The sequence below is a fragment of the Brenneria tiliae genome (assembly GCF_023347575.1).
GTDB classification, from domain to species: domain Bacteria; phylum Pseudomonadota; class Gammaproteobacteria; order Enterobacterales; family Enterobacteriaceae; genus Brenneria; species Brenneria corticis.
This window is the reverse complement of record NZ_JAKPCB010000093.1, coordinates 70,726-94,155: the sequence shown is the minus strand read 5'-3', so window position 1 is coordinate 94,155 and position 23,430 is coordinate 70,726. Positions and strand designations below refer to the sequence as shown.

The window sequence follows — 23,430 nt, the reverse complement described above, 5'->3', positions numbered from 1 at the left end:
TTACTTTCTTTTCCGTCCTGCTGATACCAGCATATTGCCTCCTGAACCTCCGGCTGCTGTAGCATCTTTGGTCCCTGTTGTTGCTGCCATTTCCAGCGTTCCTCCTACTTTGATGCCCGCCCATCCCAGCGCCCCCATCCAGAAAGCCGGCAGCACCAGAAACATGGTACCCATCACAATGTTGACGATGATGTCGTCGCTGCTGTTCTGGAATCCGTAATTCAGCGTATTCAGCGAAACGCTGCTATGGGTACTGCTGTCGTACAGCGCAATCAGCAGCCAGCTATCGAGCCAGCGGGCGAGTTCCCACCAGAAGGTGACGAAGAACAGGGCGAACTGTACAGCCGTCAGTGTGATCACCGTTTTCAGCGCATAGGCGGAGAACAGAATGACCATGGGAAGGCAGATCACCAGCGCCATCTGTAGAATAGTCTGTACCATCGGCAGCGCCTGGCGCAGGCTGTCGAATGCCGGAAACATCGCCAGACTGGATACGGCAGTGCCCGTCAGACTGCTTAGTCTCGTCAGCGCCTGCGTTGTCGAGATCATGCCGGCATTGCCGCCATACCCGCCATAAACGGAGCCGCTTTGTGATGACTGCATGTTTCGCTGACTGACCAGAGAACGCAGTACGGACGCTTCGTAAACGCTTTTCGGTTGCCCCAGCGCTTTGAGCTGCTGCCAGACGGTAGGCTGAACCAGCGCCAGCAGGCGATCTTTCAGGCCGATGCTACCGTCCTGCCACCACTGCTTGCAGGTGGGATAGCCGCCGGTGCCTGCATCAAATAATCCAGCGTCCCGGGTGCCGTCATACGGCCATTGGCTTCGCGGCGAACGTGCGTGATCGGTATCGTAGTAGCCGGGCGTCGTCAGGAAGTGAGAAGAGCCGAGCCAGGCCACGTCATCGCTGATATCCAGCGCCAGACCGGCTTCTTGTCTTTTTAGGCGGGCGCGGGAAGGCGCATAACACTCCTCCACAAAATCCTGGAGCTCCTGCGCCAGCGTCGGATCGCTGATGCGGGTATGCTGTACCTCGAAGCGGATCTGTCGCAGGTCGGGAGAGCAGGGGAGTGTGGAGACCGCGGCGTTAGTGACGCCTTTGGATACGGCATGAATAAAATACCACCATACCGGAACCGCTGCGGTTTGGCCGCCCAGTTCGTTGGTCAGCGAGGCGTAACCCGAATCAGCCGGCTGCACGACGGTGCGGCCACACTGCGAGATACGAGAGGCATCATAGCGGAGAGTGGACAGATCGACATCCAGCAGAGGAACGCAGGTAAACATGATGACCACCAGCGCGGTATAGACCGTGTGCTCCATCCAGGCTAACGCCAGTCCTCCCTGATTTCCCTCGTCAGCCCCCTGACTGCGGGCTTTTAGCCAGATTTCAATGAGCTTCGCCAGCAGCGGGAAGGCGAACAGGCCGGTCGCGGTGATGACCGACCAGATGCCGTTATTGGCGAGCCAGCCCAGCAGAGTGAGGAAGTATTCCAGATAGGTATTGGCCGTCATGCGTCACCTCCCCTGAGATATGCCAGATTGCTGTATTCAGCGGCTGCGACCAGCAGAAAGAACAGGAAGGCGGTACGCAGCGACAGGCGCTGGCAGGCGGGATAACGTTGTAGAAGCGTTTTGCGTAGCGACAGCCAGAAGCCAGCCAGACAGAGGTACAACGCCAGACGCCAGCAAAGCAGTCCGAAGCGTGCCTGATACAGCCAATGGCGCCAGTCAGATTCACTGCCGGTTAGCTGTATTCCCAGCCAGATCGTCAGCGCGGCAACCAGTATCAGCGCCACAACATACAGCAGTATTTTACCGGTTCGGGAGAATGTCATCAGTGGCTCTCCTGTTCCAGGTTATTCAGTTTGTTGATGCGATTATCCATGTCATCATGCGTATCAATAGTCCGGCCCTGCGTCAGATTGCGATAGGACTGACGTTCCAGAATGACGCTGCTGGCGTTATCCGCCAGCGCACGGCGAATCTCCATTTCGAGGCGTAACTGGTTCAGTTCCTGCTCGAGTTGCAGGGCGGTCTGTCCCAGTTGTGACTGCGCTTCTTTTTCACTGGCGATATTAGGCTCGCGCATCCCGGCCAGCAGGGTGCGGCGGGCCATTAGCGCCTGTTCCATCACCCTGGCAAGCGCCATTTCTCCCGATAATCGCTGTACCAGCACCAGGGCGTCGGGATCGTCTTTCAGTGCCTCTATCACGCCGCGTGTGAGCAACAGCTTGCCGCCGCTGGCTTTGGACAAATTCTCGTGCGTGGGCCGAAGCGAACCGTTAACCAGTTCGGCCAGTACCTGCGCGATTTTCTCCTGCTCTTCTTCTATCAGCGGGGAAAGTCCCACGCCCGCCTGTGCGCCGGTTTTATTCTCGCTGTTGCCGGCGGCATCATTATCGGGAGCGACATTAATCGTCTGTTCACCGACAACGCGCGTTGTCCATGCGGCGGCCTCTTCCGGGTTTTCCCAGACCTGACAAAGCTCGCCTTTGCACCAGGAGCCCGAGACGCTGCTGGTATCCGTTACGTCACGCTGGTTCAGGAGGTTGTAGCCCGCTTTGACGGTATCGCCGATAAGTTTGATGGGGCGCTGACCCGCACCGCCGCGTTTTTGCCCGCCCACCCAGGTTTTTCCTTTTTTAGCCGCTTCCCGGCTGGCTTGCTGCTCCGCGCGTATCGCATCGGTTTCACTGGCGGCGACGGTCTGGTAATTTTCGGCTTTTGCACTTTGCGTCCATGTCGAGCCGGAAGCAAAGTCGGTCATTTTCTCCGCCATCCTGCGGCAACTCAGCATGGATTTATCAAAATCGTGACGCCCCTGTAGAATGCCGTTGGTGAGTAAATCATAAAGCTGAGGGTTCGCTCGCTGGATGAGCATCGCAGGCAGACTGGCCACGGCGCCTGTGGCGTTCTGGATAACCTGTCCCATTAGGTCCTGAAACCCGCTTGTGACGCCGTTAAGCTGGTTTTTGACCGTGGTGCTGATATCAAAATTGCCGCACATCAGATCGGCATTCCAGCCCAGTTGCATATTCAGTAGCTGCGTGTTGCGGCGCGTCAGGGCGGGGGTGATCACCGAACCGCCGCCAATCTGATAATACAGCGCATCGGCAATGGCGCCCTGCTGGTTCAAACCATAGCTGTAGTCAGCCGCCAGCGCGATGTTACAGAAGGGGCCAGTCAGCAGGCAGGTCAGGACGAATGTCAATGTCGGTATTTTCATTTTCTCCTCCGGTACTGCCGAGAAATATCTGACCGCGACGTTTGCAGCAGGAATAAGGACGCCAGAGCGTCCAGGCGTAGTTGCCATCAATGGCAAGCCGGTCGGCGTAGGTGTCGTTGATGCTGCGGTCGGGAAAGGTGATGCACTGGTTGCTGGTTTGGGGAACGAGCATCTGCCAGCCGTGATTGTTGGAGCGGTTTTCCTGCACCGGGGACGGCGGCCAGTAACCGGGACGGGATGAGGCGGTCAGCGGCATATAGACGTGCAACTGGCCGGAACGGGTAACGATATCCGCTGCGCGTTGCGCCATGACCGCCGCGGCTTTGTGATCGTGGGTTTGTCCCAACGCGCCGGCGCGGGGATAGACGTTGCCCCATAAATCGCCGGTCTGTCCCACTTCACGCAGACCGGGAGTTAACGCTTCGGGATAAAGCATCTCCGGCACGCCGCCGCGCCAGGCCAGCGTATCGAGGGTACTGAGAAAGTAGGGCTGGAAAGGGACGACATTGCTGCTGCAACTGTAACCGAATGCGCCCAGAAAACGATTGAAGACCTCGCCGCCGGGGTGGCCGATGGCGTCGGTGTTTTTAAAACGAATTTTGGTTTTGATGTTTTCCGGACGTGGGTTGGTGTCGCCGCCGCCTTCGGCGCCAGTGACCGCAGTCCCCATAAAGGCCATCTCCCGCCACGGGTTATCGCCGGGAGTGACATAAGCCGACACCACCAGCTCGGGCAGATTGTGTTTGACCTTGATGGAGACTTTTACGCTACAGCCCCAGGGCGTGCATAATAGCCAATAGCAAAGTCCCACTACCCGATATTGCAGGCAGTCCGGCGACAGTGAGGAAGCGATAATCTGCGGCGTGGTGATGGCGGCGGCGGGCAGCGTCACGGCCAGCAGGGCGTATGAGAGGGAACGGCGCAGTTTCATGGCTGCTGCTCCCGCCAGGTTTCCAGCTTTTGCCGCGCCAGCCCGATATCCGTGGTGCCGTAGACAACGTATTTATCTTCAAACACCACTGCCGGAACTTTGGCAATGCCCAGCGACCAGGCATCCATCAGTGCCTGATAAGCGCGAGTTAACCGTGCTTCCTGTTCCTGCCAGTCTGGCTGTTGCATACGCAGCAGCGCCTGCCGTTCAGCCTGTTCCGGGCTGGCGTACAGATTGGGGAATAGCGTCTGTTCCCGTTTTTGTACATCCTCCAGCATTTGCACCACAGTTCCGGGTTCAGGGCTAATTACCGGCCACTTCTCCGTGGTGTAGATGATAGTCTGCGCGGCGGCGGATTGCGCGGCGAGCGCGGTCAACAGCGCTAAAAAACAACGGATTTGCATTTTTTCCCCCTGATCGATGAATCTGTTAGGAGGATTAAACTGGAGACATGGGGAATGTGGCAGCAAACAACTAAATATGGTGGTGAGCGGAAAGTTTGTCAGATGAACGTAACGGTAACATTCAGGTGTATTAGGTTGGACTAAATAGCTGTTCCTGGTTCGATGCTAAGCCTTGCCATCTCCGGGTTTAATGAGCCCGGTCTGTACCCCAGAAACTGTAGCTGTGGTGGTATTCGGAACAGTTATTTAGAAATAAAAGAATCGAACGTTTTCATTATGAGATTTATATTACCTTCCCTGCCGACCACCCGCCATCAATTACCAGCGTTGAGCCGGTCATAAATTTTGATTGGTCAGAGGTGAGGAAATAAACCGCGTCAGCAATATCGTCGGGAGTTCCATATTCTTTGATGAACTGACCAGTATCAATTTTTCCCATTTGTTCGCGATCATTGAAGTAAGCCTCAGTGAGTTGAGTGCGGATCACGCCAGGAGCAATTGCGTTGACTCTGATGCCATATTTACCGTATTCAATAGCCAGTTGTTTGGTAAGTCCTAAAACCGCGTGCTTGGAGGAAACGTAGGCTGTACGGTTAGGTTCCCCAAGAAGCCCTGAGACGGAAGCAATATTAATGATGACGCCATTTCTTTCCTGAACGATTAGTTTTTGGCTGAATGCTTGTGAAGTGACAAACGAGGCCGTGACATTAACATCAAAAACCTCTTCCCACAAACTCAAGGTTAAATTTTTTATGGAACAAATTTCCCGAATTCCCGCGCAGTTTACCAACGTATATTTTTCTGCGTTTTCCGAAAGAATATTTTCAATAGTGCTGGATAAACAGGAAAAATCTCGTATGTCCATAATATGATGTTTATAGTTATGTGATTCCAATTCTATCGGCGATGGGCAGACATCAATACCATGCACAATAAAATTTTTTCCTAAAAGATTCTCTGCAACAGCTTTACCGATTCCTCCGGATGAACCAGTTATAATTGCCAGATTTTGAAGCATCTTATTTTCTCCTTTGGAATGTCACTAATATAATATCACGGGTGCATTGAGTTTCTTTGTTAGCGGTTTCTTTACACCATATTGGGGTTACCGCATGGAGTTTGGCGTGGTTCACAACAAATGTATCTAAAGGTTTTTCCAGTCTCATAACTCGTTCCATGTGGCGACCATCAGTGGCGATAATATTGTCGCCACCCATAGCGTTTTCAGATAAAGAAAGTAGATGGACGAAAACAATATCTTCGTCATCCCGGTGTAACCAGGCAGGCGAACTAAAGGCCGGGGCTTCTGGTGTCGCAAGATATCTGAAAAGGTGAATTCCAATAATAGTTTTACTTGGATCGCCAATTTCGCCATATGTTTTGACAAAGTGTATATCGTGAGTGATTAATAAACGGAACAGCCTGTTCTCTAAAACCTCCGACGGAATTAAAGGATAGGTTCGAACAATGCCGCCTGTATCAGGGTTGTAGGTTTTGGTCTGAAGATAAGGTTCAAAATGCCCAAATACTAAGTTGTCATAATCATTCATTTGGCACTGAGAGTACGCTCTGAAACGGCTTCCCGGCGAATAAGGATCTAGAACGAGTTTTTCGTAATGCTGAATAATTTTTTTTGTTTCTTCATTAATACTTTCATTTATGTATGGACTTTTCATATAAAGCTTTTCATACCATGCGCCGGGAATAAAAGCATATCCATTTTGATGGAGTTTTTTTTCGTAATTCATGATCACTCCTCAGGTCCAGTAAATTACTTTTCGTGAAGAAATTGAACTAATGAATCGGCCTGCTGTTAACCGCTGTCCATTTTTTACTGTCTGTACGCCATGGAGGAAGCCTGCATTCAGAAAGTAAATATCACCTGGATTCAGGCGTACTGAAATGGACTCGATGTTACCAAGATATTGAGGCGGATACGGATAGCCTGTTTTTTCGACACCGAAGCTATGGCGGCAGGTTTCGTCCGGCTCAAGATTCCATACGGTCAGTTCTCCTCCTTCCCCAATGGCCTGGACGCAGGCGTTAAATGCTATTACATGTTTCGCGTTTTCAATCTCAAAGCTATCTTCCTGAGCGAATGCTGTTTGAGCCTTATCTTCATGTGGCATCAAAGACATTGCGCCATTATCGAGCCAGCGGCGGAAAGTGGAAAAATTGGAATAACCATTTTTATAACGAGCTGGACCGAAATGAATCCCATAATCAAGAAAGTTATTCTCCTGAAAGTAGTTAAGGAAAATATCTTCAACTACATGATGTGGTATATCTTTGAGTAGTTCGCTAACACCGCCAGCCAGTTTTCTGGCTTCCTCCGTATAGGTCGCGCCATTCTTGGAAAATTGAGAGGCACCTATCTGTTTGGTTGAAACGTAAGTATCGCCTTCCCTGTTCCCACCAATTTCAGTGATGTATCTTTCAAATTCATCGGTTATTAATTCACACCATTTTTTTTCAACTTTACTCCGTATCACATAAAGAATTTTTCCATGGTAATTTCCTTCCAATATAAGCGAACGGATAATTTCAAAATCGAGCTTTTCTCCTGTTGTTTCGAGATAACCAAAACCAGAAGAAATGATATTACCTGATATGTTGAATTTATTTTCAGAAATTTTATTTTCCATTTTTCACCTCATCATTTATTTGTAACGAATTGAATCATTGTGCTTTCTTAAAAACAAATGGATTCAGATTCAGCGTCCCGCAAAGACCGGCGGCAAGGATCATGATCCCTCCAGAGATCTGTAAGGCAGAGAACACATGATCAAAAGCTAAGTAATCAACAATGACTGCGGCAACTGGATAGATATAGGAAAGAATGGCAATGGTCGCTGTCTGTAACTTCCTATACGAAGCATAAATCAGAATATACATGAAAGCGCTGTGGACGATGCCGAGTATAATAAGACAATTCCATTGCCATAGTGTGCCAGGAAGTTGTCGGAAATCTGCTAATGGCAATAATACTACGACGCCAATTAACATCTGAGACAGTGCCATAACATGTGGAGGAATATCCTTGATAAATTTACTGGCGAGCGTTGCTATTGCATATAATGCCGCAGCGATAAGAGCCAGTCCACATCCCAGAAGATATGAGCTGCCGACGGCGATAGTTTGATTTTCTGGATCGCCAATCAGAATAACGCCCAGAAATGCGACGAGTAGCCATATAAGCCTGGATTTACTCACTCCCTCTTTAAAAAGAAACGCACCAGCGAAAAAAACAATGAATGGAGCCATATGGTATATCGTCGTTGTTACACCTATAGACGCATATTTATATGAACTGAATAGTGCAATCCAGTTAAGGACGATCGATAACCCTACGATAATCATCAGTCCTATATTCTTTGCAGTAAGATAAGATATATTAAATAATCTCGCATAAAAGCAATAAATAACCAGGAAAATACTCCCTATCACACATCGAGCGAATACAACGTTAATAGGGGACTGACCGGATTCTATAACGAAATACCCGATAGTACCGGATAGAATCATGGCAACGGATAACTGAATAGTACCATATTGTTTGTCTGTCATGTTCACGAGAGTATTTCCTTGCCGTTTGTTTCGTTAAATAAAATTTGGACACCAGAGCATGCCGCCTTGTTGCCAGGGCCGATTTTCTCTTCTGGGTGCATTGATGTTTGAACGCGAGCCGAGCGTATTTTCAAAAATATTTTCGTAATTACCAACGGTTCTTATTATTGCTTTTACATAATGACGATTAAGCCCTAGGTGTTTACAAATAAATTCGGGTGGGTTAAGGAATCGATATTCATAAGAGTCTTTGTTTTCATTAAATTCATCTATATTTTGGCTATCAATCCCGAGAGATTCTGCTTCGATTAACGTTCTCATGATCCATGTCGTAGTTGACCGCCATTGTGGGTCTGAATCACTGATAAAAGGCGCCATCGCTTCCCGGGAAATAATATAGGGAAGGATCTCGTGTTCGGATGGCGTCCTGAGAACAGTCTGTACCCCAGCAAGAAGATAACGATCCAGACAGAACATATCACATTCGCCATCATCATAAGCCTGAAGGGCCTCTTTGGGAGACTTATATAAAGCAACATCGAAATTGTAATTGTGGGGCTGAAAAAAACGGATCAGATTTTCATGAGTCGTAGATCCTATGAGTGCCGCAATACGTGGATGACGAGATAATAAATTTACCCACGTTGAGGCGTTTTCATCTCTTTTCGTTTTTCTTGCGAGTAATCCTTCCCCGTCATATAACATGGGATGGGTAAAATGGACCTGGGAAATTATTTCACGGCTTAGTGTAATACTGGCATTATATGTTCCAATATCTATCTGATTATTTTGTAACGTGTCAAAACGATCAGATGAAGATAAAGGTATAAATTCGATGCTTTCTTTATCGCCTAGCACCGCGGCTGATACGGCCCGGGCGAGTTCAATATCGAACCCCTGCCACTGATTTGTGGCCGGATTTAGCCAGGAGAATCCCTGAAATCCCAGGCTAACCCCGGCCCGGAGAAATCCTCGCTTTCGTATGCTTTCAATAATCATATATGATTCTCCCTATCAGGGGTGTTCCTATGTCATCGAAGGAGCCGGATTAACCGTCAGATGTAGTGTTGAAGATATTTCGACATCTGTGAATAGACATATTTAAAAAGGAGTTTTGCACCGTGCGCATAAATAACATTGAGGGACTGCTGCCTAATTTGGTTACTTTTACCCACGTAGTAAACGGGGGCAGTTTTTCTGCGGCGGGAAGAGCCATGTCACTAAGTCCTTCATCCGTCGCCAGACAGATAGACCGTCTGGAGAAGGATCTGAATGTTGTTCTGCTGCAAAGGTCGACGAGATACTTACAGGTGACGGAAGCCGGGCGGGAAATTTATGAGATGGCCTGTGCAATTATTGGGAAGGCGGATGAGCTGTTAGCGAGAGCGCAAACTTACCGTGAGATCCCTCAGGGATTTCTTCGTATTACGGCACCCACTACGCTGGGTAAAATGGTTCTTTCGCCACTGCTTCCACACTTTCTGGCGCAGTATCCGGATGTACATGTGGATATGGATCTTTCGGATAATCTTGCTGACCTGCTTCGGGAGCGTTATGACCTTGCGGTTAGAATTACCAATCGCCCTCCCGAAGATTGGGTCGCCAGGGTACTGATGCCCGTGAATTATGTTCTGGTATGCGCAAGAAAATACGAAAGAGAGCGACCGGATACGCTTGATGAGCTTAAACAGCACGCTGTCTTTATGCCTAAAGATAGAGGATTTGGAACAACATGTTGTTTTGCAATGGATAGTCAGGAATATCAAATTTCAATACAACCCCGGTTGATCACGAATAACGGTGATGCGATGCTGGATGCTGTGCTAGAAGGCCGTGGTATCGGTATCCTGCCAAATTTTGTAGCGCAGAAACTGCTTGGATCTGGCGAACTGGTCGTGGTCCTGCCTGCATATGAAATCATTCCTCCACAAAAAGATATCGCTTACATCATATCTCCTCCTAATTATCTGACTCCCCCCAAAGCCAGGGTGTTTATTGATTTTTTGATGAAAAATGTCAGGCTGATGGTTCCTCATTCCTGAAAGTTGAGGATGTAACGACTAAGTGAACAGAGATGTGTTGGCTTTGATGCGAGAGCTTTAATTTTTTCTAATACTCTGTAACACATCGTCGTTAACTGGAATTCGGATGACAGGACAGTAAACAACGGAACAGGGGAGTGAGGCGCAATTTTTCGCTGGTCGAAAAGAATAAAGCTTCACTGCCCTCTACAGACAGTGGAGCTTTAGTTTAATTTTATTAATTCAGTCCGTAGTCCGGCGGGCTGGCGCTTCTGCGCGTTGCTGTAAATCCGTAAGGGCGGGGATAAGCAAACTTACCGATATCAGGCTATGACCTAATTGACACAGACTTGCTGGCGTGAATTCGTGTACTTGGTTATCGGCAAAGGTCACGAGCGTGTCGCCAATAAAATTCAGGCAGTGGCAGAGCCCGGCGCGGGTGCCTTCGCAATAATCCGCCGCCAGCAGCCGTGAGTCATCGTCCATAGCGGAAAAATCCAGATCGGCCAGTGCGCCGCGCATGGTGGAATAAAGGCAATCGGTATTCGGCAGTGAGTCATGGTACGTGTTCGTGTTACTATCAGCGTTAGCCATAGCATTAGGCTCCTTAATGTTGTGGTTAGACGCTCCGGCGGTGTGTCCGCACTTCCGGGGCGTTGTCTTGTCCGGTGTCGCCATGATAAGGTGTACACCTATAAGGCAACTTATTCTATAGGTGTACACATGTCAACAAGAGACAGCCAATCACGGGGAACAGGAAAGTCCCCGCCGTTTCATATGCGCATTAATCCAGAGTTAAAGGCGCAGTTTGAGGCAGCCGCCGCTGCCGCAGGAATGAGTCTGAGCAATTGGTTAAAGACGCTGGGCAGGGAAGAATTGAAGCGTCTTGGCATTGATCCTCAGGGGTAGACGGTTTTCACGACCCAATAGACGGCATTATTGCAAAGGGCAACGGCGTCGGGTACGCCGTTGCAGACTTAATGCCGGTGATGTCGCCGGGTTTGGTTGATTATGCCGTCGTCAGCCCCCGTTTTTCATCCAGTTCACGCGCCACCAGAATGGCGGCATCGAGTTCGCTGATCCCCTGTTCTCGTATCAGTTGCGCCCGTTGTGCTTTTTCGTGTTTTTCCGTCATCCCCAATGCCAGAAACAGGCTGGGCGGGACTACGCGAAACAGCGCTTCCACTTTACTGGCCAGCACCACGCCTTCGGTGTATTTGCCGGGTGCTTTCTGCGCGGACAACAGCAGCAGGCGCTGTTCTTCGGTCAGGGCTTTGAAGCGCTCCAGTTGTTCCACTTCTTCGGGCGGTATGACCAGCAACTCCCACCACTCAATCATGTTCAGCAGCTTTTTCGCGTCATCCGGAAAGTCGGCCAGGTTTTGCGTCGCCAGCCACAGCCAGATACCGAGTTTGCGCCACATTTTTGAGCCTTTGGTCAGAAAGCGCGCCAGCAGCGGGTTGACGGTGATGATATGGCTTTCATCGGTAATATTGACGATGGCACGGGACAGGTGCTGATCGCGTTCGCCGATATTGTTAATGTGATTAATCAATGAGATATAGGCGATGGCAAGCTGGGCCTCGTAGCCTTCGCGGGCGAACGTAGCCAGATCGACCAATGTGATGTCGGCATCGGGCCAGGGCTGTCCTTCCCGGTTAAACAACTCACCCTCGAAGCCGGAGCAGAACATGTTCATGGATTCCGCCATTTCATAGGCCCGGTTGCGGCGGGGTTCCGGCAGCGTGGCGTCGCGGGAGAGGTCGAACAGCGCATCGCGCACATCCTGCGTCAGCGTCTGACGCCCGCCCGGGTGGCACGTCGTGGCGGCATTGATGATCGCCTGGCGGATCATGGCGCGGTCAGGGCGGGTGAGACGCGCATCTTCCCGCGCTTCGCCACCGGTAATCATCAGTCTGGCGGTAATCTCCATCTCGCCCAGGATATCGCGCTGGTCGTCATCGTCCTGTTTTTCCTCCTCGTCGCTATCCGGCAGGTCGGCGCTGATATCCTGCTCTGACAGCCGCCATGCGTCGGCGAAGACCGGCAGGGTGATCCCGCTGCCGGGCCTCAGACTGATTTTGTTGACCGTCAGCCCGTGCCGTCTGGCGTAATCGGCCATGAGTCCGAAAGAATTTCCCGCCTCGACGATAAACAGGCGGGGACGGTGCAGCGCCATCAACTGGGCGATCTTGCCGTTCAGCGTGGCCGATTTGCCAGCGCCGGTCGGTCCCAGCAGCAACAGATGCGCGTTTTTGGCTCGATCGGCCGGGTTCAGGGGATCGAAGTCGAGCGGCGCGCCGCCCCGGTTGAAATAGCTGATGCCGGGATGCCCGGTACCGGTTTCGCGTCCGAAGACCGGCAGCAGATTGGCGATATGCTGCACGAAATTAAACCGGGTATGCAGATGACGCTTGTCGCGGCCCGGATCGAAACACATCGGCAACCAGCGCAGGTAGCTGCTTAACGGCGCCACTTCATCACCGTTCTGTACCGGCACCAGTCCGGCGTTGAGCAATACGCTGTTCAGTTCCCGGCTTTGCCGGTTCAGCGCCGCAACGTCCGGGGCCGACAGATAGAATGCCAGCGTACTGCGATACATTTTATGGCCTGTTTTTAGCCATTGTCTGACGTCCCGGCAATCTTTTTTCGTGTATTCCGAATCGATATTTTCGCCGATGGCGCGGTCTGCCAGGCGGTTCAGGTGCGCTTCCAGCCGGTCCTGCGGATACACCACCATCGTCAGCGCCATGATGGCGGATTCGGGCAACAGGTCGAACAGGGCGTTGATGCCGTCGCCCTTGCGGTTTTCCCCGGTCAGATGGCCGATGCGCGGCGGTTTGCGCAAACGATCGACCGTCACAATCTTGTGAGGCAGCCGGTCAAAGCACCAAATCCCATGCCGCGCGTCGGAAATAGGTTCGCTGAACAGCAGTGACTCGGCAAAATCAGTCATGACCGGCGGTGTAGCCTCGTCGGGGGGATCTTGTTCCGGGGCCATGCCGTAAAATGCCTGGCGGTCGTCGTACGGCGGGGCCGGATTAAACCAGCGCGTCAGCCAGCGCTGAACGTCGGCGCCGGTCTGACGTTGTGCGCAAAGCCCGGCGCCCGCTAGCGCGGATACCAGCCTGTCGCCTGCATTGTTCAGCGCCAGCTCTGGCGACAGGTCGCCGGGCGGCGTTTTAGCTGGTGAATAGCGGTAAATCACCAGCCGGGTGCGACGAATCTGCCCCCGCCATGGTGTGCGCGTCACCACATCATCAAAAAACAGACCGCCGGTGCGAGTGATGCCGTTCAGGTGCTTTTCCATTTCGCTCAGCCAGGCTTCGCTGAATGGCGACCCTATTGCCGCCGGCGTCACATAGTCGCGTAGCTGTTGCAGATAGCCGCTGAAATCGTCTTCGTTCTGACAAAAAAACTGCGCCACCCACGGACAGCTATCCAGCTCTTCAAAGGTGTCCTGAAGCGCGTCTTTGACGATATCCCGGATCTCGGATAAATGCTGCTGCGAGCGGCCTTCGGTGCCGACAGGGGTGATATCGTAAACAGCGCCCACCGAGCGGCCGTCGTCAAGCAGCAACGTCTGGCTGTCGTGCTGGTATTCTACCCACGGCAGCAAATCGACAAAGGAGGGGCCTTTCTGATACGCGGCGTTCGCCGCCTGTTGCGTGAGTTTCCCGGTACGGGGTTGTGCGGTCTGTATCATTACAGCGCCTCCGCACGTTCGCCGGGCATCGCGTACTGTACCCGCGTGTAGAAGGGGAACACGGTGGAATAGCCCGGCACCGGCGTGGGTTCGCCGTCCGTCAGGTGCGGGTAGACATACATCAACATATCGGGGTTGGGCAGGCGTCGGAACTGCGCCCGGATTTCGTTTCCGGCGGTGCGGGTATAGGACTGCTGCTCTTGCGTCAGGGGCTGTTCCAGCGGGCGGTGCAGCAGGCTGCGCTGGTCATACAGCGTGCGGTTGTCGCCGGTTTGACGTCCCCACAGGCTCAGCATGGTGGTGTTTTCATCCACCGGCAGCAGGGTTTCCTGCGAGGTGCTGCATCCTGTAGCTGCCAGCGTCAGCAGCAGAAGAGAAAGAAAGTGGTGTTTCATCAGTCCAGTCCTCCTTTATTGCCGGTGACCGGCGCGTATTTCACTTTGCGGCCCTGTTTCTCATAATCGATAGAGAGTTGCTGCGTGATATGTAAGGCGACCGGGTGGCCGGGTTGGACGTAAACGGCATCGAACATCTGACCGTAGCGCTGTTTGAACCAGTCGGCGGATTCTTTCAGGCCGCCGCCCAGCGCCTGTCCCAGGACATACTGGCCGCTGTTGCCGGTGACGGCGGATGTGATCGAACCGTCTTCCACGGTGGAGGTAGTCTGTCCGTTGGCGAACGCACTGGCGGCGGCGGACGATCCCGACAGTAGAAATTGCGACGACAGATACGCTGCGGCGTTGGATTTACGCTCGCCGGGAATGCAGGGCAGACCGTGCGGATCGGACAGCCAGCCGATCCCGCTGCCGCTGTTCTGTGAACTGTTGCCGTCACGGCCTGATTGACCGGCGGCCTGCGGAACGGTACGCACGGTGCCGTCGCGGAAGACGAAGGTGATGCTGTGAAGCGTGCCGCGCACGCAGGAGAGCGTCCAGTCGCCGGATGCCGTACCGGAAACGATCGCGCCTTCGACGTCGGGCAGTTCGATGCCGTTGGCGGTCAGGTTATCGCGGCCGATCAATATCTTGAAGGGGTATGGGTCGCTGACCGTGCCGTTAATCGGGATCCGCCCCAGCAGCGCGGTCATGGCGACCGACCCCGTCAGGGTGCTGTTTTCCGGCAGCGTGTAAACCGGCACAACCTCTGTAGCCGCGCGTTTGCCTGACGTTTCCTCACCCCGAGCCTCCTTCTGCTGACCGTTCGCGCTATCTCCGGCTAAGCCGAACGGCGTCGGGAACTGCACGCCGGAAACGGCGGGTTGACCTCGTTTGTCCACGGGCATGGCATCGGCAGGCTCTATCCAGCGCAGGGCGCCGGCGGGGACCCCCTGATTTTCCAGCCCCAGTCCGAGAGGAATATCGTCCGCGGCGGCGGGCTTCTGCGTCAGCTGGCTGAGTTTCTCCTGAACGCTGTCCAGCAGGGTGCTCTGCTGCTTTTGCAGCGCTGAACTGAACGTCTCGCGCTCCCGGCTGATGGCGTTATTGATGCGGCTTTCCACATTCTGGTCGCGTTCACGTAGCCGCCGGTTTTCCTGAACCAGCGAGGCGCTGTTCTCACGCATTTCCGCCATTTCCTGACGGTACTGCTTCATCTGGCCGACCAGCGTGGCGACGGTATCCCGGGGCGTATCGCCATCGATGCCCAGCGCGGTGAGCTCGTCGCCGCTTAAATCAGCCACGGCATGTTCGTCCTGTTCGTTTTTCTCACTGTCGGAGGGCTGGCAGGATTTCAGTCCGATAAATCCCGCGCCCAGCAGCAGGCAGGGGAGCAGCAGTTTCAACAGGTTGTTGGCCTGTAATTTCATCGTGTCGCCCCCTTGTTCCCTTTTTCGACAGCGGGCGGCTCCGGCAGTATGGCGCGATCCGCGCCGCCGTCTGTGACCAGATACGCCACGGTGGTGTCTTCCGGCGTGCCCTGTGCGCCGATCCAGTCGTGCTGAAAGGTGGCGGCGACAAAGGCGCCCTGTAACGCGCGTGGATCGAGGTGAATACGGCCCGGACTGTGGTTTCGCAGCCTGATGGCCGTGACCGTAAAGCCGTCGAGTTGCCAGGCCGCCAGGGGCGTGGCGGTTACCGGCTCAGTCGGCAGCAACGTGGTGACGGTAGCGGGCAGACGCGCGGGTGCCTGGCGAATGCCCGCGACCGGCTCGACGGTGCGCAACGGCGCATAGAGCATTTGCGCCGCATAGCGGGTGAGCGCGACCGGGACGGGGAAAGACGTTTTCGCGACGCTATCGGCCGGGGCCTCGGTATCCGGCCTGTCGGGGATATCGTTACGGTAAACCGCTTCGTCGTAGCGCAGTTCCAGCGGCTCCAGCGCATCGCCGTCAGCGGCGCGGATATCCAGTAAAATCAGCTCGCCGCTCTCCACGTCATGGAGCTGAAGACGGGTATCGGCAAACGGTTTGCTGGCCCGCAGGTAGACCGTTCCGCCACTGCTCTGGATCCGCAGTTTGTCGCCGAGCTCGGCAGGGTAGCCGACGCGAACGTTTTTGTTGATAAACAGCACGCGTTCATGGCCGACATGCAGTTCAACCGGCAGAGGGATGCGTTGCCATTGCACCAGTTCTGTTGCCGTAGCGAAGAAAGGGCAGAACAAAAGCAGGAGAGGCTGGATGACCTTTTTCATTTTTCCTCCGTTGCGCTCGTCGCTTCCAGTTTTTGCGGGGGGCGGGCAAAACAGTCGAGTGCGAGTCCCCAGGGATTTTTTTCAGCGTCCACGTCATAGCGCACGACGCTTAACGGGTAGCGCGCCAGCGCACGCTTGACGGGCTCTGCGCGATAATATTCATCCACGGTAAGATCGAGCGTGACCGTCCAGCGATCGCGATCCAGCACCTCCACGCGTTTGTGGTGAAAACCGCGTCCGGGGATTTCATAGACGCCGCGCACCCGGTCGCGCAGTTCTCCGGCGTCCCGGCGCTGACGGTAGTCCAGCTCCAGTTGCGCCCGGCAGGCTGGCGTCAGATAGGCGCTCAGTGCGGAAAGATTGCGCGGATAATCCCGATCGCCATCAACGGGCCAGCGGTTAATTTGCTGAAAAATATAAAATGCGAAAGCGTAGACATTGCCCGGCGGCACCTCCCACCACGGACGGGTACTACCGGCGCGCAGATCGGGCGGATTATGAATGGTCAGGTGGCGTGGCGCGCTTTGCCAGCCGTACCAGAGCGCGGCGATAATCACCAGCAGCAGACCCAGCGCCAGACGCAGCGTGATGATATGCGCATCGCGGGCGGCCAGCGCGTGTTTGAACTGGCTCATGATTTCACGCTCCTGCGGGTAGACCAGACTGCATTGCTCTGCACCAGACGGGGATCGCCGAAACCCTGACGGGCCAGCCAGGCGTCCGCCGAGCGGTACAGCCAGGTATCCGGTCGCCCCCGTTTCAGGCGCGCCAGATAGCGTCCGCCGACCAGAATGGCGAGCGCGGCGCCTGCCAGTCCGCCGGTGGGGATCAGCGCCCAGACGCCGAGTAACAGCGCGGGCGGTATTCCGCCGGTTAGTCCCGACAGGAAGCCTGCGGCCAGCGAGATAAAAAGCTCGGAAGCCGTCATCCCTCGAAACACGACCGGTTCGCGATTGAGGCGGTCCGGCAGGAAATCGATCGTCAATGTCATCACAGCACCTCGCTGGCCTGCGTCAGCAACCAGATGGTCACGACCAGCAGGATGGCGCCGACGCCCGCCATAGCGCCCAGATCCTTCCACTGTTTTTTACCGTTTTGGATCTCCGAATAGGTGGCGATGCAACTGTTGGCGACAACCAGAAAACCCACGGCGCAGACGCCCAGCGACAGCAGGATCACGATGTCGTAGCCGTAATTTTTTAGCGTATCCATGATGCCGTTGCCCTTGCCGCGAGAGGGATCTTCCATCGTGGGTAAATCGGCATAGGTGGAAAATGAACAGGTGGACAGGAGGGCGGCGAAATAAAAACGACGGATCAGGTGTTTTGTAGACATGGCATTCTCCGGATGAACGGCATTAAAGAAGACGGGGTATTAGCTGAGAACCAGCCAGAAGCAGACCAGAAGCAATAGCGTGGTGCGGGCGGCGATCCCGCCGAACTGGCGTAGCGTTAGCGCGTTGCCGGAATAAGCCTGCCAAGAGCGCAGCAGCACCCAGGCGGCCCACACGAACAGCGCGGCGCACAGTAATCCCAGCACCATCACGTTGACTTCGGTCGGCTGTGCGGAGCTTCCCGCCTGAAACGCGGTGATTTGTTCAGGCGTCATTGCGCGGCATCCTCAAGCCGGTAACGGCCTGAAAGCGGGATGATGTGGCGAGGCTGCGACCGTACCGGCGTCAGATAGTGCTCAATACCGGTACGGATAGTCCCGATATCCGCGTAGGCCTGCGTGTAATCGAAAAAGAAGCGTTCTGCGGGGGCCTGGGCGGCTTGCGCCTGCGCACGTTGCAGGGTGGACTCGATATGATTGAGTTGCGTTAGCATCAGGGCAAGACTGGCTTGCTCCGTCGTCGGCGCGGCATAAACCGGACCGGCCAGCATCATGGCGGATAAACACAGTCGCGAAAGAAAAGTCATTCTGGCCTCCAGAGACAATTGAGGGGAGGCTTGCAGCGTGCCAGAGCGGTTAAACGGTTTCCGCAATCAACCGTTTACCGGAAAAAAAGAAAATTCTTGGGGAAGGCATTTGGAGCATCAGACTCTATTGTGCTGAACAGGTAGTTCCGGATCCTGTCTCTCCTGTAAGATAGCGCTGATTGATAACCATCAGGATGACGATAAATGAGTGAAACCCTTAAGGTCTTAAATAACATACGCTCCCTGCGCGCTCAGGCACGCGAAACCGATTTGGCAACGCTGGAAGAGATGCTGGAGAAACTGACGGTCATTGTTGAAGAGCGCCGCGAGGAAGACTCCCGAAATCAGCAGGAACAGACTGAACGGCAGGCTAAAATAGACGCTTTGCGCGCCAGATTGCTGGAAGACGGTATTGATCCGGCTGAATTGCTTGGCAATATAAAAAACCGGCCAGCCAAAGCCAAACGCGCGCCTCGTCCCGCCAGATATCAATACACGGATGAAAATGGTAACGCGCGGACATGGACCGGGCAAGGCCGGACCCCTGCCGTCATCCGTGAAGCCATTGAAAAGGACGGCAAGACACTGGAAGATTTTGCCATCTGAAGTCTGGCTCAGATGTTCCCGGACATGAGTGATATCGATTACCACGCCAAATACATTGCCGAATCATTCACCCGGCTACGATACTCGTAGTATCGGTAATTCTTCATAACTACGATTATCGTAGTTATGAATGCTCATCGACCACACCGTGATATTTTTAGTAAACGTTTAAAGGATGCCCGGCAGCTTCGCGGGCTGTCCCAGAAAGGACTGGGTATCGCTGCCGGGATTGACGAATTTGTTGCCAGCACGCGTATCAACCGGTATGAGAAAGGCGTTCACGAAGCCAATATCGTGACCGCTGGTCGTCTGGCGCAAGCGTTACATGTCCCGCTGGCGTACTTCTATGCAAACGACGATAATCTGGCGAAGATGATCCTGAAATTTTCCGAACTGTCGGCAGCACAACAAAACGCGCTGCTTGCCTCGCTGGAAAATAAATGAGTCAGGTAATGCGATCGCGTTACTTAGCCCGCTTCCCTCTGATTTTTATCTTACGATCGATTAATTTTCCCTCAGAATCATAGTAGCGACTTGGCCAGATCTCGGCAGGATGAATTCCCAATGCCTCGGCAACTATCCATTCTGCTTTCGGCCAGGGACGGGAAATTACATTGGCCAGTGTCGACGAACTCAATCCGACAGAACGGGAAAGCGCGGCCATTGTTGTACCCTGTTTGTGTAAGGCGGCGAAAATATCCGCCTGATGCCAGTCGTTTTTCATAAGAGCCCCCTAACTCGTTTTCATAAAAGAAACATGTACAACTTAAATACTACGTTATTCGTAGTATTCAGTTCAAGTAAAAACTACGATTCTCGTAGTCATGAAAACAAGACCCCATTATCATGACATCTTCTGTCAGCGGCTTAAGCAGGCGCGCCTGGCGAAAGGGCTATCGCAAAAACAGCTCGGTATTGATGCAGGGATCGATGAATTTGTCGCCAGTACACGTATTAATCGCTATGAAAAGGGCGTGCATGAGGCCGACACCGAGACGATTCAACGGCTGGCGGATGTGCTGGACGTGCCGTTAGCCTATTTTTATGCCGCTGATGATGAACTGGCTGACCTGATCCTGGCATTTCAGGTATTGCCGCCAGAGGACAAAACGGAAATTCTTGCGCGGGTAAAGAATAGGGTTGTACTACATTGCTGATGGTGGGGTGTTTTATCGCATAGTGGGTTGAAAGTGCTGTACGGGAGTCTTTTCCCAGAAAACTGATCGGTTTGGTTGGGTGATATATTCGTTTTTGCTATTCCGGCTTCAAGTTGATCTGACTGTCAGGTCAGGGCCAGGAGGGGAAGTTGCTAAGTTCGCACTGCATTAATTAGAGGGGAGTGGGTCAGGTGTGGTGTAGTGCGATGTTTGTCATAATGAAAAATTTTTGGTCAGAAGTGGCATGTTTTCGATTGACCACTCTCATATAATGATAGGCATCATTGGCTTAGCTTTAGAGGTTTGAATGGATATCAACTACGTAGTTTCAAAAATGAGAAATATTAATGATCTCATAAATGCAGGGGCATTTGATTCTGCCTATAAAAATGCAAAGAAGATACTGAAGGGTATTGATGCTTTAAATACCATCAATGCAAATAGAATTATCATATTGTCTAATTTAGCTGGGAATCTTATTGATATTGGAAGTCTTAGTAACAAAAGAAGTATAGCAGAAGAAGGTTTGAGTATATTTATAAATAATAAAGATGATATTCTGACTATAACAACAAAATCATCATATTATTATAACTTAGCAAACGGCATGGGCGCAATTCTTGATTTTAACCCTCATAACGATGCAGACATTGATAGTTTTATTAAACTGAATGAAGTTAAAAATAACTACTGGAAATCGTATAAACATTCCCGAGAGGAGGGTGGTATTCATCCTGAGTTAATGGTCAACTTGGCTAATGCATTAAAAAGACAGTATCGTATATCTGAATCAATGGATTATTATGAACAAGCTATATCTATTGATGATTCAATTCCTCAAGCATGGGTCAACAGGTCTGAAGCATTAGAGTTACTTAATGAACTATCTACCATATATACATATAAAATGGTTAGGGAAGTTATTAGAGGTTATGAATGTGCAATAAATACAGGAAAATGTATCCCTTCATGGGTTGCAACTTATCAAAGAAAAATAAAGTACAACGAAGATATATTGGAGGAGTCATGTATAGATATCTTTGAGGATGTAGGTACAGATGAAAGGCTCACGAGCGAGGAGTATGATGCTTTATCACACTATCAGAGGTTTTGCGTAGATAATAATCTAATGTTGTCTGATCATTCTCTATATTGCAATTGTTATGCATCATCTAAAGATAACATTACTATTGCGCCCCCCGAAAAGGGCGTTTTTGGGGATTTTATTGTGCCAATGGAAATGGTGTTGAACAGGCTTAAAGCTGAGTACTCATTAGCAAGGAAAATGTTTTTTGAATATAAGGTTGGTAGTGAGTTTTTTGATGAGTATTCTGAAGTTTGTTATTCTGAATTGTATAATGGTGAGATATTATATGAAAATGTTGAGAAGTTAAGAATAGCATTTAGATCATGCTTTGGTATTTTAGATAAAATAGCAGTTGCTCTATGTAGGTTGTTTGATTTAAGGCCAGACAAAGGTCATATATACTTTCACAACTTCTGGCAGGTTCGTGATGAAAAAAGAAAGGATAAAATAAACAAAATAAATAATAAAGGGCTATTCGGTTTATTTAGTATTGCAATGGATTTGAACGATAAAAATGGTGAGCTTGCATTTTTTAGAGATTGGAGGAATGATCTAGAACATAAATTATTAGTTATTCACGAAAAAGGCATGTTCGCAGACTTATATAACTCTTATGGTTTTTTTGATGAAGTGAAATTTATTGAGAAAGAAGAGTTTGAGCTGCATCTGTTACAACTCATGAAAATTGTGAAATCAGCGATTATTCTGTTTGTTTTCACAGTACGTATCCAGGGAAACCGAAATATCCCAGATGACGTATTGACCATTACAAACACCATAGAGAGAAAAATTTTATAGCCTACTCTTCCAGGACGATAGTAAGGTCGGTATTTCTTTTTACCCCACAAATGTGTTTTAGTACTTAGGGGGCATTTGTGGGGGCATATTTGTTCGATAAAAGAAAGACCGGATACTTCAGTTTAGACTGGTACTGTTTTCAGGGAAGAGATCAGTTGATAGTGGCTGGACATAAGGTTATAACTGGCATTAAAGTTTTATAGAAAATTTTAATAAAAGGTTTTAAAAATGAAACTAAAAAGAATGCTTCAGATGGACTTTATTAAGGAGTTTCATGAACACCTGGATACTGATTTCGAGGAGCAGCTCTTCATTGCTTGCCTCAGAAATTATTGTTCTCACGGCAATCCGTTGAGGTTTAGCAATTTCGCTTATGCCATACGTGAGCTTATAAACCACGTCCTGTCCCGAATGGCTCCAGATGAAAGAGTGATGGCAGCCCCATGGTTCACCGCCAACAGAAACAATGCGACAGTAACTCGTAAACAACAGGCTAAGTACATTGCTCAAAAACATATACCTGATGGACTCTTAGATGCTACAGCACTTCAGGAGCTGGATGACGGTATTGGCTGGTTTAACAAAAATTATCAGTCATTGAATTACTACACCCATATTACTGAAGAGTCGCTTGAAAGCCAGCCAAAGGATTTTTTTGAAAAAGCGAAACTGCTGATTGAGCTTTGCAACAAGATATTTGTTAACTTTGGTGATCTGGAACGCATACTGACTGATTCCATTATTGAAGAGGTCAGCGACCATATAAACGAGGTTACGAGAGATAACACTCCTGATGAAGTTGATATACTATCGTCACAGACGATTGTAGACGGTTGCATTGTTGAATCTATAGAACCTCTCAGACTTACAGAAGATTATGTTTACCTATTAGTTAGGGGAACACTTGAAATTACGCGTCAATACGGACGAGGTGATGATTACTTAGCTCAAGGGGACTCTTATCCCTTTAAATTCGCTGTGTCTGTACGTGCTAGCAATTTTGAAGATATTAGACCTCTTGTTAGAACCGCTATTGTTGATACAGGTTCATGGTATGACGATGGTAATGGCTCAGCAATGGCTGATAAAATTTACAGTACACGGCGGTTTCTTGAAATGATCGCACAAGTTCACATAAAACCGGCAAGATTACGAAGCCTCTTCCCAGAGCTGAGTTATGTAATACCTGATGATGAACCAGATGAAATTGTTCAGGACCTCAATTACACCGAAATTGATTTTTGATATTCAATAACATTTTCTGGGTGTCAGAACCTTGCTCACCCAGTCATTTCGTTATGATGATTATTGGGGGTATCCAAAGTACGTGTAAAGGAATCTAATCCAATAGCTAAGTTCATAAAAACGCAGATTTTA

28 protein-coding genes are annotated in these 23,430 nt (G+C 51.1%); 7 read left to right on the top strand and 21 right to left on the bottom strand.

The window, feature by feature from the left end; translation table 11 throughout:
* The 10 genes from MFP24_RS07485 to MFP24_RS07440 all read right to left on the bottom strand — a co-directional run bounded on the left by MFP24_RS07485 (window position 1) and on the right by MFP24_RS07440 (window position 9,130).
* Window positions 1–1,515: a conjugal transfer protein TraG N-terminal domain-containing protein gene (locus MFP24_RS07485; protein WP_249232818.1), complete on the bottom strand. Its 1,515-nt coding sequence runs from the start codon at window positions 1,513–1,515 to the stop codon at window positions 1–3.
* Window positions 1,512–1,838 (bottom strand): hypothetical protein, encoded by a 327-nt coding sequence (locus MFP24_RS07480; RefSeq protein WP_249232817.1) that lies wholly within the window; start codon window positions 1,836–1,838, stop codon window positions 1,512–1,514. The genes MFP24_RS07485 and MFP24_RS07480 overlap by 4 nt, the downstream gene beginning before the upstream one ends.
* Window positions 1,838–3,229: an integrating conjugative element protein gene (locus MFP24_RS07475; protein WP_249232816.1), complete on the bottom strand. Its 1,392-nt coding sequence runs from the start codon at window positions 3,227–3,229 to the stop codon at window positions 1,838–1,840. The genes MFP24_RS07480 and MFP24_RS07475 overlap by 1 nt, the downstream gene beginning before the upstream one ends.
* Window positions 3,171–4,160 carry a TIGR03756 family integrating conjugative element protein gene (locus MFP24_RS07470; protein ID WP_249232815.1) on the bottom strand — a complete coding sequence of 330 codons (990 nt, stop codon included), beginning with the start codon at window positions 4,158–4,160 and terminating at the stop codon, window positions 3,171–3,173. The genes MFP24_RS07475 and MFP24_RS07470 overlap by 59 nt, the downstream gene beginning before the upstream one ends.
* On the bottom strand, window positions 4,157–4,564 hold the full coding sequence (locus MFP24_RS07465; RefSeq protein ID WP_249232814.1) for a TIGR03757 family integrating conjugative element protein: 408 nt from the start codon (window positions 4,562–4,564) through the stop codon (window positions 4,157–4,159). Before MFP24_RS07465 ends, MFP24_RS07470 begins: the two co-directional genes overlap by 4 nt.
* Window positions 4,565–4,847: 283 nt before the next feature.
* Window positions 4,848–5,582, bottom strand: a complete 735-nt coding sequence (locus MFP24_RS07460; protein WP_249232813.1) for an SDR family NAD(P)-dependent oxidoreductase — start codon at window positions 5,580–5,582, stop codon at window positions 4,848–4,850.
* A 1-nt stretch (window position 5,583) separates the two neighbouring features.
* Complete coding sequence (locus tag MFP24_RS07455) at window positions 5,584–6,312, bottom strand: 2OG-Fe dioxygenase family protein (RefSeq protein ID WP_249232812.1); 729 nt, start codon at window positions 6,310–6,312, stop codon at window positions 5,584–5,586.
* A 9-nt stretch (window positions 6,313–6,321) separates the two neighbouring features.
* Complete coding sequence (locus MFP24_RS07450; RefSeq protein WP_249232811.1) at window positions 6,322–7,209, bottom strand: 2OG-Fe(II)-dependent halogenase WelO5 family protein; 888 nt, start codon at window positions 7,207–7,209, stop codon at window positions 6,322–6,324.
* A 34-nt stretch (window positions 7,210–7,243) separates the two neighbouring features.
* Window positions 7,244–8,089, bottom strand: coding sequence for a DMT family transporter (locus tag MFP24_RS07445; protein ID WP_249232909.1), 846 nt, complete (start codon window positions 8,087–8,089; stop codon window positions 7,244–7,246).
* Window positions 8,090–8,164: 75 nt separating this feature from the next.
* Window positions 8,165–9,130: a transporter substrate-binding domain-containing protein gene (locus tag MFP24_RS07440; protein ID WP_249232810.1), complete on the bottom strand. Its 966-nt coding sequence runs from the start codon at window positions 9,128–9,130 to the stop codon at window positions 8,165–8,167.
* A gap of 122 nt (window positions 9,131–9,252) precedes the next feature.
* Here MFP24_RS07440 and MFP24_RS07435 point away from each other — a divergent pair, with 122 nt between their 5' ends.
* A complete protein-coding gene (locus MFP24_RS07435) occupies window positions 9,253–10,173 on the top strand; it encodes a LysR family transcriptional regulator (RefSeq protein WP_249232809.1) in 921 nt (306 codons plus the stop codon).
* A 222-nt stretch (window positions 10,174–10,395) separates the two neighbouring features.
* Here MFP24_RS07435 and MFP24_RS07430 read toward each other — a convergent pair whose 3' ends face one another.
* Window positions 10,396–10,746, bottom strand: coding sequence for a hypothetical protein (locus MFP24_RS07430; RefSeq protein WP_249232807.1), 351 nt, complete (start codon window positions 10,744–10,746; stop codon window positions 10,396–10,398).
* 129 nt (window positions 10,747–10,875) lie between these two features.
* Between MFP24_RS07430 and MFP24_RS07425 the strand changes: the two genes are divergently transcribed.
* On the top strand, window positions 10,876–11,061 hold the full coding sequence (locus MFP24_RS07425; RefSeq protein WP_249232805.1) for a toxin-antitoxin system HicB family antitoxin: 186 nt from the start codon (window positions 10,876–10,878) through the stop codon (window positions 11,059–11,061).
* 100 nt (window positions 11,062–11,161) lie between these two features.
* Here MFP24_RS07425 and MFP24_RS07420 read toward each other — a convergent pair whose 3' ends face one another.
* The 9 genes from MFP24_RS07420 to MFP24_RS07380 are packed head-to-tail and all read right to left on the bottom strand — an operon-like array spanning window position 11,162 to window position 18,405.
* Entirely contained in the window at window positions 11,162–13,858 is a 2,697-nt protein-coding gene (locus MFP24_RS07420; protein WP_249232804.1) for a conjugative transfer ATPase, read from the bottom strand.
* Window positions 13,858–14,253, bottom strand: coding sequence for a TIGR03751 family conjugal transfer lipoprotein (locus MFP24_RS07415; RefSeq protein ID WP_249232802.1), 396 nt, complete (start codon window positions 14,251–14,253; stop codon window positions 13,858–13,860). Before MFP24_RS07415 ends, MFP24_RS07420 begins: the two co-directional genes overlap by 1 nt.
* Window positions 14,253–15,662 carry a TIGR03752 family integrating conjugative element protein gene (locus tag MFP24_RS07410; protein WP_249232800.1) on the bottom strand — a complete coding sequence of 470 codons (1,410 nt, stop codon included), beginning with the start codon at window positions 15,660–15,662 and terminating at the stop codon, window positions 14,253–14,255. Before MFP24_RS07410 ends, MFP24_RS07415 begins: the two co-directional genes overlap by 1 nt.
* Complete coding sequence (locus MFP24_RS07405) at window positions 15,659–16,486, bottom strand: TIGR03749 family integrating conjugative element protein (protein ID WP_249232799.1); 828 nt, start codon at window positions 16,484–16,486, stop codon at window positions 15,659–15,661. Before MFP24_RS07405 ends, MFP24_RS07410 begins: the two co-directional genes overlap by 4 nt.
* The gene (locus MFP24_RS07400) at window positions 16,483–17,121 is read right to left on the bottom strand and encodes a PFL_4703 family integrating conjugative element protein (RefSeq protein ID WP_249232798.1); all 639 of its coding nucleotides are present in this window, start codon (window positions 17,119–17,121) and stop codon (window positions 16,483–16,485) included. The genes MFP24_RS07405 and MFP24_RS07400 overlap by 4 nt, the downstream gene beginning before the upstream one ends.
* On the bottom strand, window positions 17,118–17,477 hold the full coding sequence (locus MFP24_RS07395; protein ID WP_150437847.1) for a TIGR03750 family conjugal transfer protein: 360 nt from the start codon (window positions 17,475–17,477) through the stop codon (window positions 17,118–17,120). The genes MFP24_RS07400 and MFP24_RS07395 overlap by 4 nt, the downstream gene beginning before the upstream one ends.
* Window positions 17,477–17,821, bottom strand: coding sequence for a TIGR03745 family integrating conjugative element membrane protein (locus tag MFP24_RS07390; protein WP_249232797.1), 345 nt, complete (start codon window positions 17,819–17,821; stop codon window positions 17,477–17,479). Before MFP24_RS07390 ends, MFP24_RS07395 begins: the two co-directional genes overlap by 1 nt.
* 39 nt (window positions 17,822–17,860) lie before the next feature.
* Window positions 17,861–18,094 (bottom strand): TIGR03758 family integrating conjugative element protein, encoded by a 234-nt coding sequence (locus tag MFP24_RS07385; protein ID WP_249232796.1) that lies wholly within the window; start codon window positions 18,092–18,094, stop codon window positions 17,861–17,863.
* Window positions 18,091–18,405, bottom strand: a complete 315-nt coding sequence (locus tag MFP24_RS07380; RefSeq protein ID WP_249232795.1) for an integrative conjugative element protein, RAQPRD family — start codon at window positions 18,403–18,405, stop codon at window positions 18,091–18,093. Before MFP24_RS07380 ends, MFP24_RS07385 begins: the two co-directional genes overlap by 4 nt.
* A gap of 204 nt (window positions 18,406–18,609) precedes the next feature.
* Between MFP24_RS07380 and MFP24_RS07375 the strand changes: the two genes are divergently transcribed.
* Both MFP24_RS07375 and MFP24_RS07370 read left to right on the top strand, forming a co-directional pair.
* Window positions 18,610–19,011, top strand: coding sequence for an H-NS family histone-like protein (locus MFP24_RS07375; RefSeq protein WP_249232794.1), 402 nt, complete (start codon window positions 18,610–18,612; stop codon window positions 19,009–19,011).
* A 126-nt stretch (window positions 19,012–19,137) separates the two neighbouring features.
* A complete protein-coding gene (locus tag MFP24_RS07370; protein ID WP_249232793.1) occupies window positions 19,138–19,455 on the top strand; it encodes a helix-turn-helix domain-containing protein in 318 nt (105 codons plus the stop codon).
* Window positions 19,456–19,474: 19 nt separating this feature from the next.
* Here MFP24_RS07370 and MFP24_RS07365 read toward each other — a convergent pair whose 3' ends face one another.
* Window positions 19,475–19,735 (bottom strand): helix-turn-helix domain-containing protein, encoded by a 261-nt coding sequence (locus tag MFP24_RS07365; RefSeq protein WP_249232792.1) that lies wholly within the window; start codon window positions 19,733–19,735, stop codon window positions 19,475–19,477.
* Window positions 19,736–19,835: 100 nt separating this feature from the next.
* Between MFP24_RS07365 and MFP24_RS07360 the strand changes: the two genes are divergently transcribed.
* The 3 genes from MFP24_RS07360 (at window position 19,836) to MFP24_RS07350 (ending at window position 23,298) form a co-directional block, all read left to right on the top strand.
* A complete protein-coding gene (locus MFP24_RS07360) occupies window positions 19,836–20,168 on the top strand; it encodes a helix-turn-helix domain-containing protein (RefSeq protein ID WP_249232791.1) in 333 nt (110 codons plus the stop codon).
* 307 nt (window positions 20,169–20,475) lie between these two features.
* Window positions 20,476–22,053 carry an LA2681 family HEPN domain-containing protein gene (locus MFP24_RS07355; RefSeq protein ID WP_249232790.1) on the top strand — a complete coding sequence of 526 codons (1,578 nt, stop codon included), beginning with the start codon at window positions 20,476–20,478 and terminating at the stop codon, window positions 22,051–22,053.
* Between the two features lie 228 nt (window positions 22,054–22,281).
* Window positions 22,282–23,298 carry a pPIWI-associating nuclease domain-containing protein gene (locus MFP24_RS07350; RefSeq protein WP_249232789.1) on the top strand — a complete coding sequence of 339 codons (1,017 nt, stop codon included), beginning with the start codon at window positions 22,282–22,284 and terminating at the stop codon, window positions 23,296–23,298.
* Window positions 23,299–23,430 lie beyond the last annotated feature (132 nt).

What these genes read in the sequence shown, in the direction of transcription:
- MFP24_RS07485 (WP_249232818.1), bottom strand. Translation starts at nt 1,515, where the DNA reads ATGACGGCCAATACCTATCTGGAATACTTCCTCACTCTGCTGGGCTGG.
- MFP24_RS07480 (WP_249232817.1), bottom strand. Translation starts at nt 1,838, where the DNA reads ATGACATTCTCCCGAACCGGTAAAATACTGCTGTATGTTGTGGCGCTG.
- MFP24_RS07475 (WP_249232816.1), bottom strand. Translation starts at nt 3,229, where the DNA reads ATGAAAATACCGACATTGACATTCGTCCTGACCTGCCTGCTGACTGGC.
- MFP24_RS07470 (WP_249232815.1), bottom strand. Translation starts at nt 4,160, where the DNA reads ATGAAACTGCGCCGTTCCCTCTCATACGCCCTGCTGGCCGTGACGCTG.
- MFP24_RS07465 (WP_249232814.1), bottom strand. Translation starts at nt 4,564, where the DNA reads ATGCAAATCCGTTGTTTTTTAGCGCTGTTGACCGCGCTCGCCGCGCAA.
- MFP24_RS07460 (WP_249232813.1), bottom strand. Translation starts at nt 5,582, where the DNA reads ATGCTTCAAAATCTGGCAATTATAACTGGTTCATCCGGAGGAATCGGT.
- MFP24_RS07455 (WP_249232812.1), bottom strand. Translation starts at nt 6,312, where the DNA reads ATGAATTACGAAAAAAAACTCCATCAAAATGGATATGCTTTTATTCCC.
- MFP24_RS07450 (WP_249232811.1), bottom strand. Translation starts at nt 7,209, where the DNA reads ATGGAAAATAAAATTTCTGAAAATAAATTCAACATATCAGGTAATATC.
- MFP24_RS07445 (WP_249232909.1), bottom strand. Translation starts at nt 8,089, where the DNA reads ATGATTCTATCCGGTACTATCGGGTATTTCGTTATAGAATCCGGTCAG.
- MFP24_RS07440 (WP_249232810.1), bottom strand. Translation starts at nt 9,130, where the DNA reads ATGATTATTGAAAGCATACGAAAGCGAGGATTTCTCCGGGCCGGGGTT.
- MFP24_RS07430 (WP_249232807.1), bottom strand. Translation starts at nt 10,746, where the DNA reads ATGGCTAACGCTGATAGTAACACGAACACGTACCATGACTCACTGCCG.
- MFP24_RS07425 (WP_249232805.1), top strand. Translation starts at nt 10,876, where the DNA reads ATGTCAACAAGAGACAGCCAATCACGGGGAACAGGAAAGTCCCCGCCG.
- MFP24_RS07420 (WP_249232804.1), bottom strand. Translation starts at nt 13,858, where the DNA reads ATGATACAGACCGCACAACCCCGTACCGGGAAACTCACGCAACAGGCG.
- MFP24_RS07415 (WP_249232802.1), bottom strand. Translation starts at nt 14,253, where the DNA reads ATGAAACACCACTTTCTTTCTCTTCTGCTGCTGACGCTGGCAGCTACA.
- MFP24_RS07410 (WP_249232800.1), bottom strand. Translation starts at nt 15,662, where the DNA reads ATGAAATTACAGGCCAACAACCTGTTGAAACTGCTGCTCCCCTGCCTG.
- MFP24_RS07405 (WP_249232799.1), bottom strand. Translation starts at nt 16,486, where the DNA reads ATGAAAAAGGTCATCCAGCCTCTCCTGCTTTTGTTCTGCCCTTTCTTC.
- MFP24_RS07400 (WP_249232798.1), bottom strand. Translation starts at nt 17,121, where the DNA reads ATGAGCCAGTTCAAACACGCGCTGGCCGCCCGCGATGCGCATATCATC.
- MFP24_RS07395 (WP_150437847.1), bottom strand. Translation starts at nt 17,477, where the DNA reads ATGACATTGACGATCGATTTCCTGCCGGACCGCCTCAATCGCGAACCG.
- MFP24_RS07390 (WP_249232797.1), bottom strand. Translation starts at nt 17,821, where the DNA reads ATGTCTACAAAACACCTGATCCGTCGTTTTTATTTCGCCGCCCTCCTG.
- MFP24_RS07385 (WP_249232796.1), bottom strand. Translation starts at nt 18,094, where the DNA reads ATGACGCCTGAACAAATCACCGCGTTTCAGGCGGGAAGCTCCGCACAG.
- MFP24_RS07380 (WP_249232795.1), bottom strand. Translation starts at nt 18,405, where the DNA reads ATGACTTTTCTTTCGCGACTGTGTTTATCCGCCATGATGCTGGCCGGT.
- MFP24_RS07375 (WP_249232794.1), top strand. Translation starts at nt 18,610, where the DNA reads ATGAGTGAAACCCTTAAGGTCTTAAATAACATACGCTCCCTGCGCGCT.
- MFP24_RS07370 (WP_249232793.1), top strand. Translation starts at nt 19,138, where the DNA reads ATGAATGCTCATCGACCACACCGTGATATTTTTAGTAAACGTTTAAAG.
- MFP24_RS07365 (WP_249232792.1), bottom strand. Translation starts at nt 19,735, where the DNA reads ATGAAAAACGACTGGCATCAGGCGGATATTTTCGCCGCCTTACACAAA.
- MFP24_RS07360 (WP_249232791.1), top strand. Translation starts at nt 19,836, where the DNA reads ATGAAAACAAGACCCCATTATCATGACATCTTCTGTCAGCGGCTTAAG.
- MFP24_RS07355 (WP_249232790.1), top strand. Translation starts at nt 20,476, where the DNA reads ATGGATATCAACTACGTAGTTTCAAAAATGAGAAATATTAATGATCTC.
- MFP24_RS07350 (WP_249232789.1), top strand. Translation starts at nt 22,282, where the DNA reads ATGAAACTAAAAAGAATGCTTCAGATGGACTTTATTAAGGAGTTTCAT.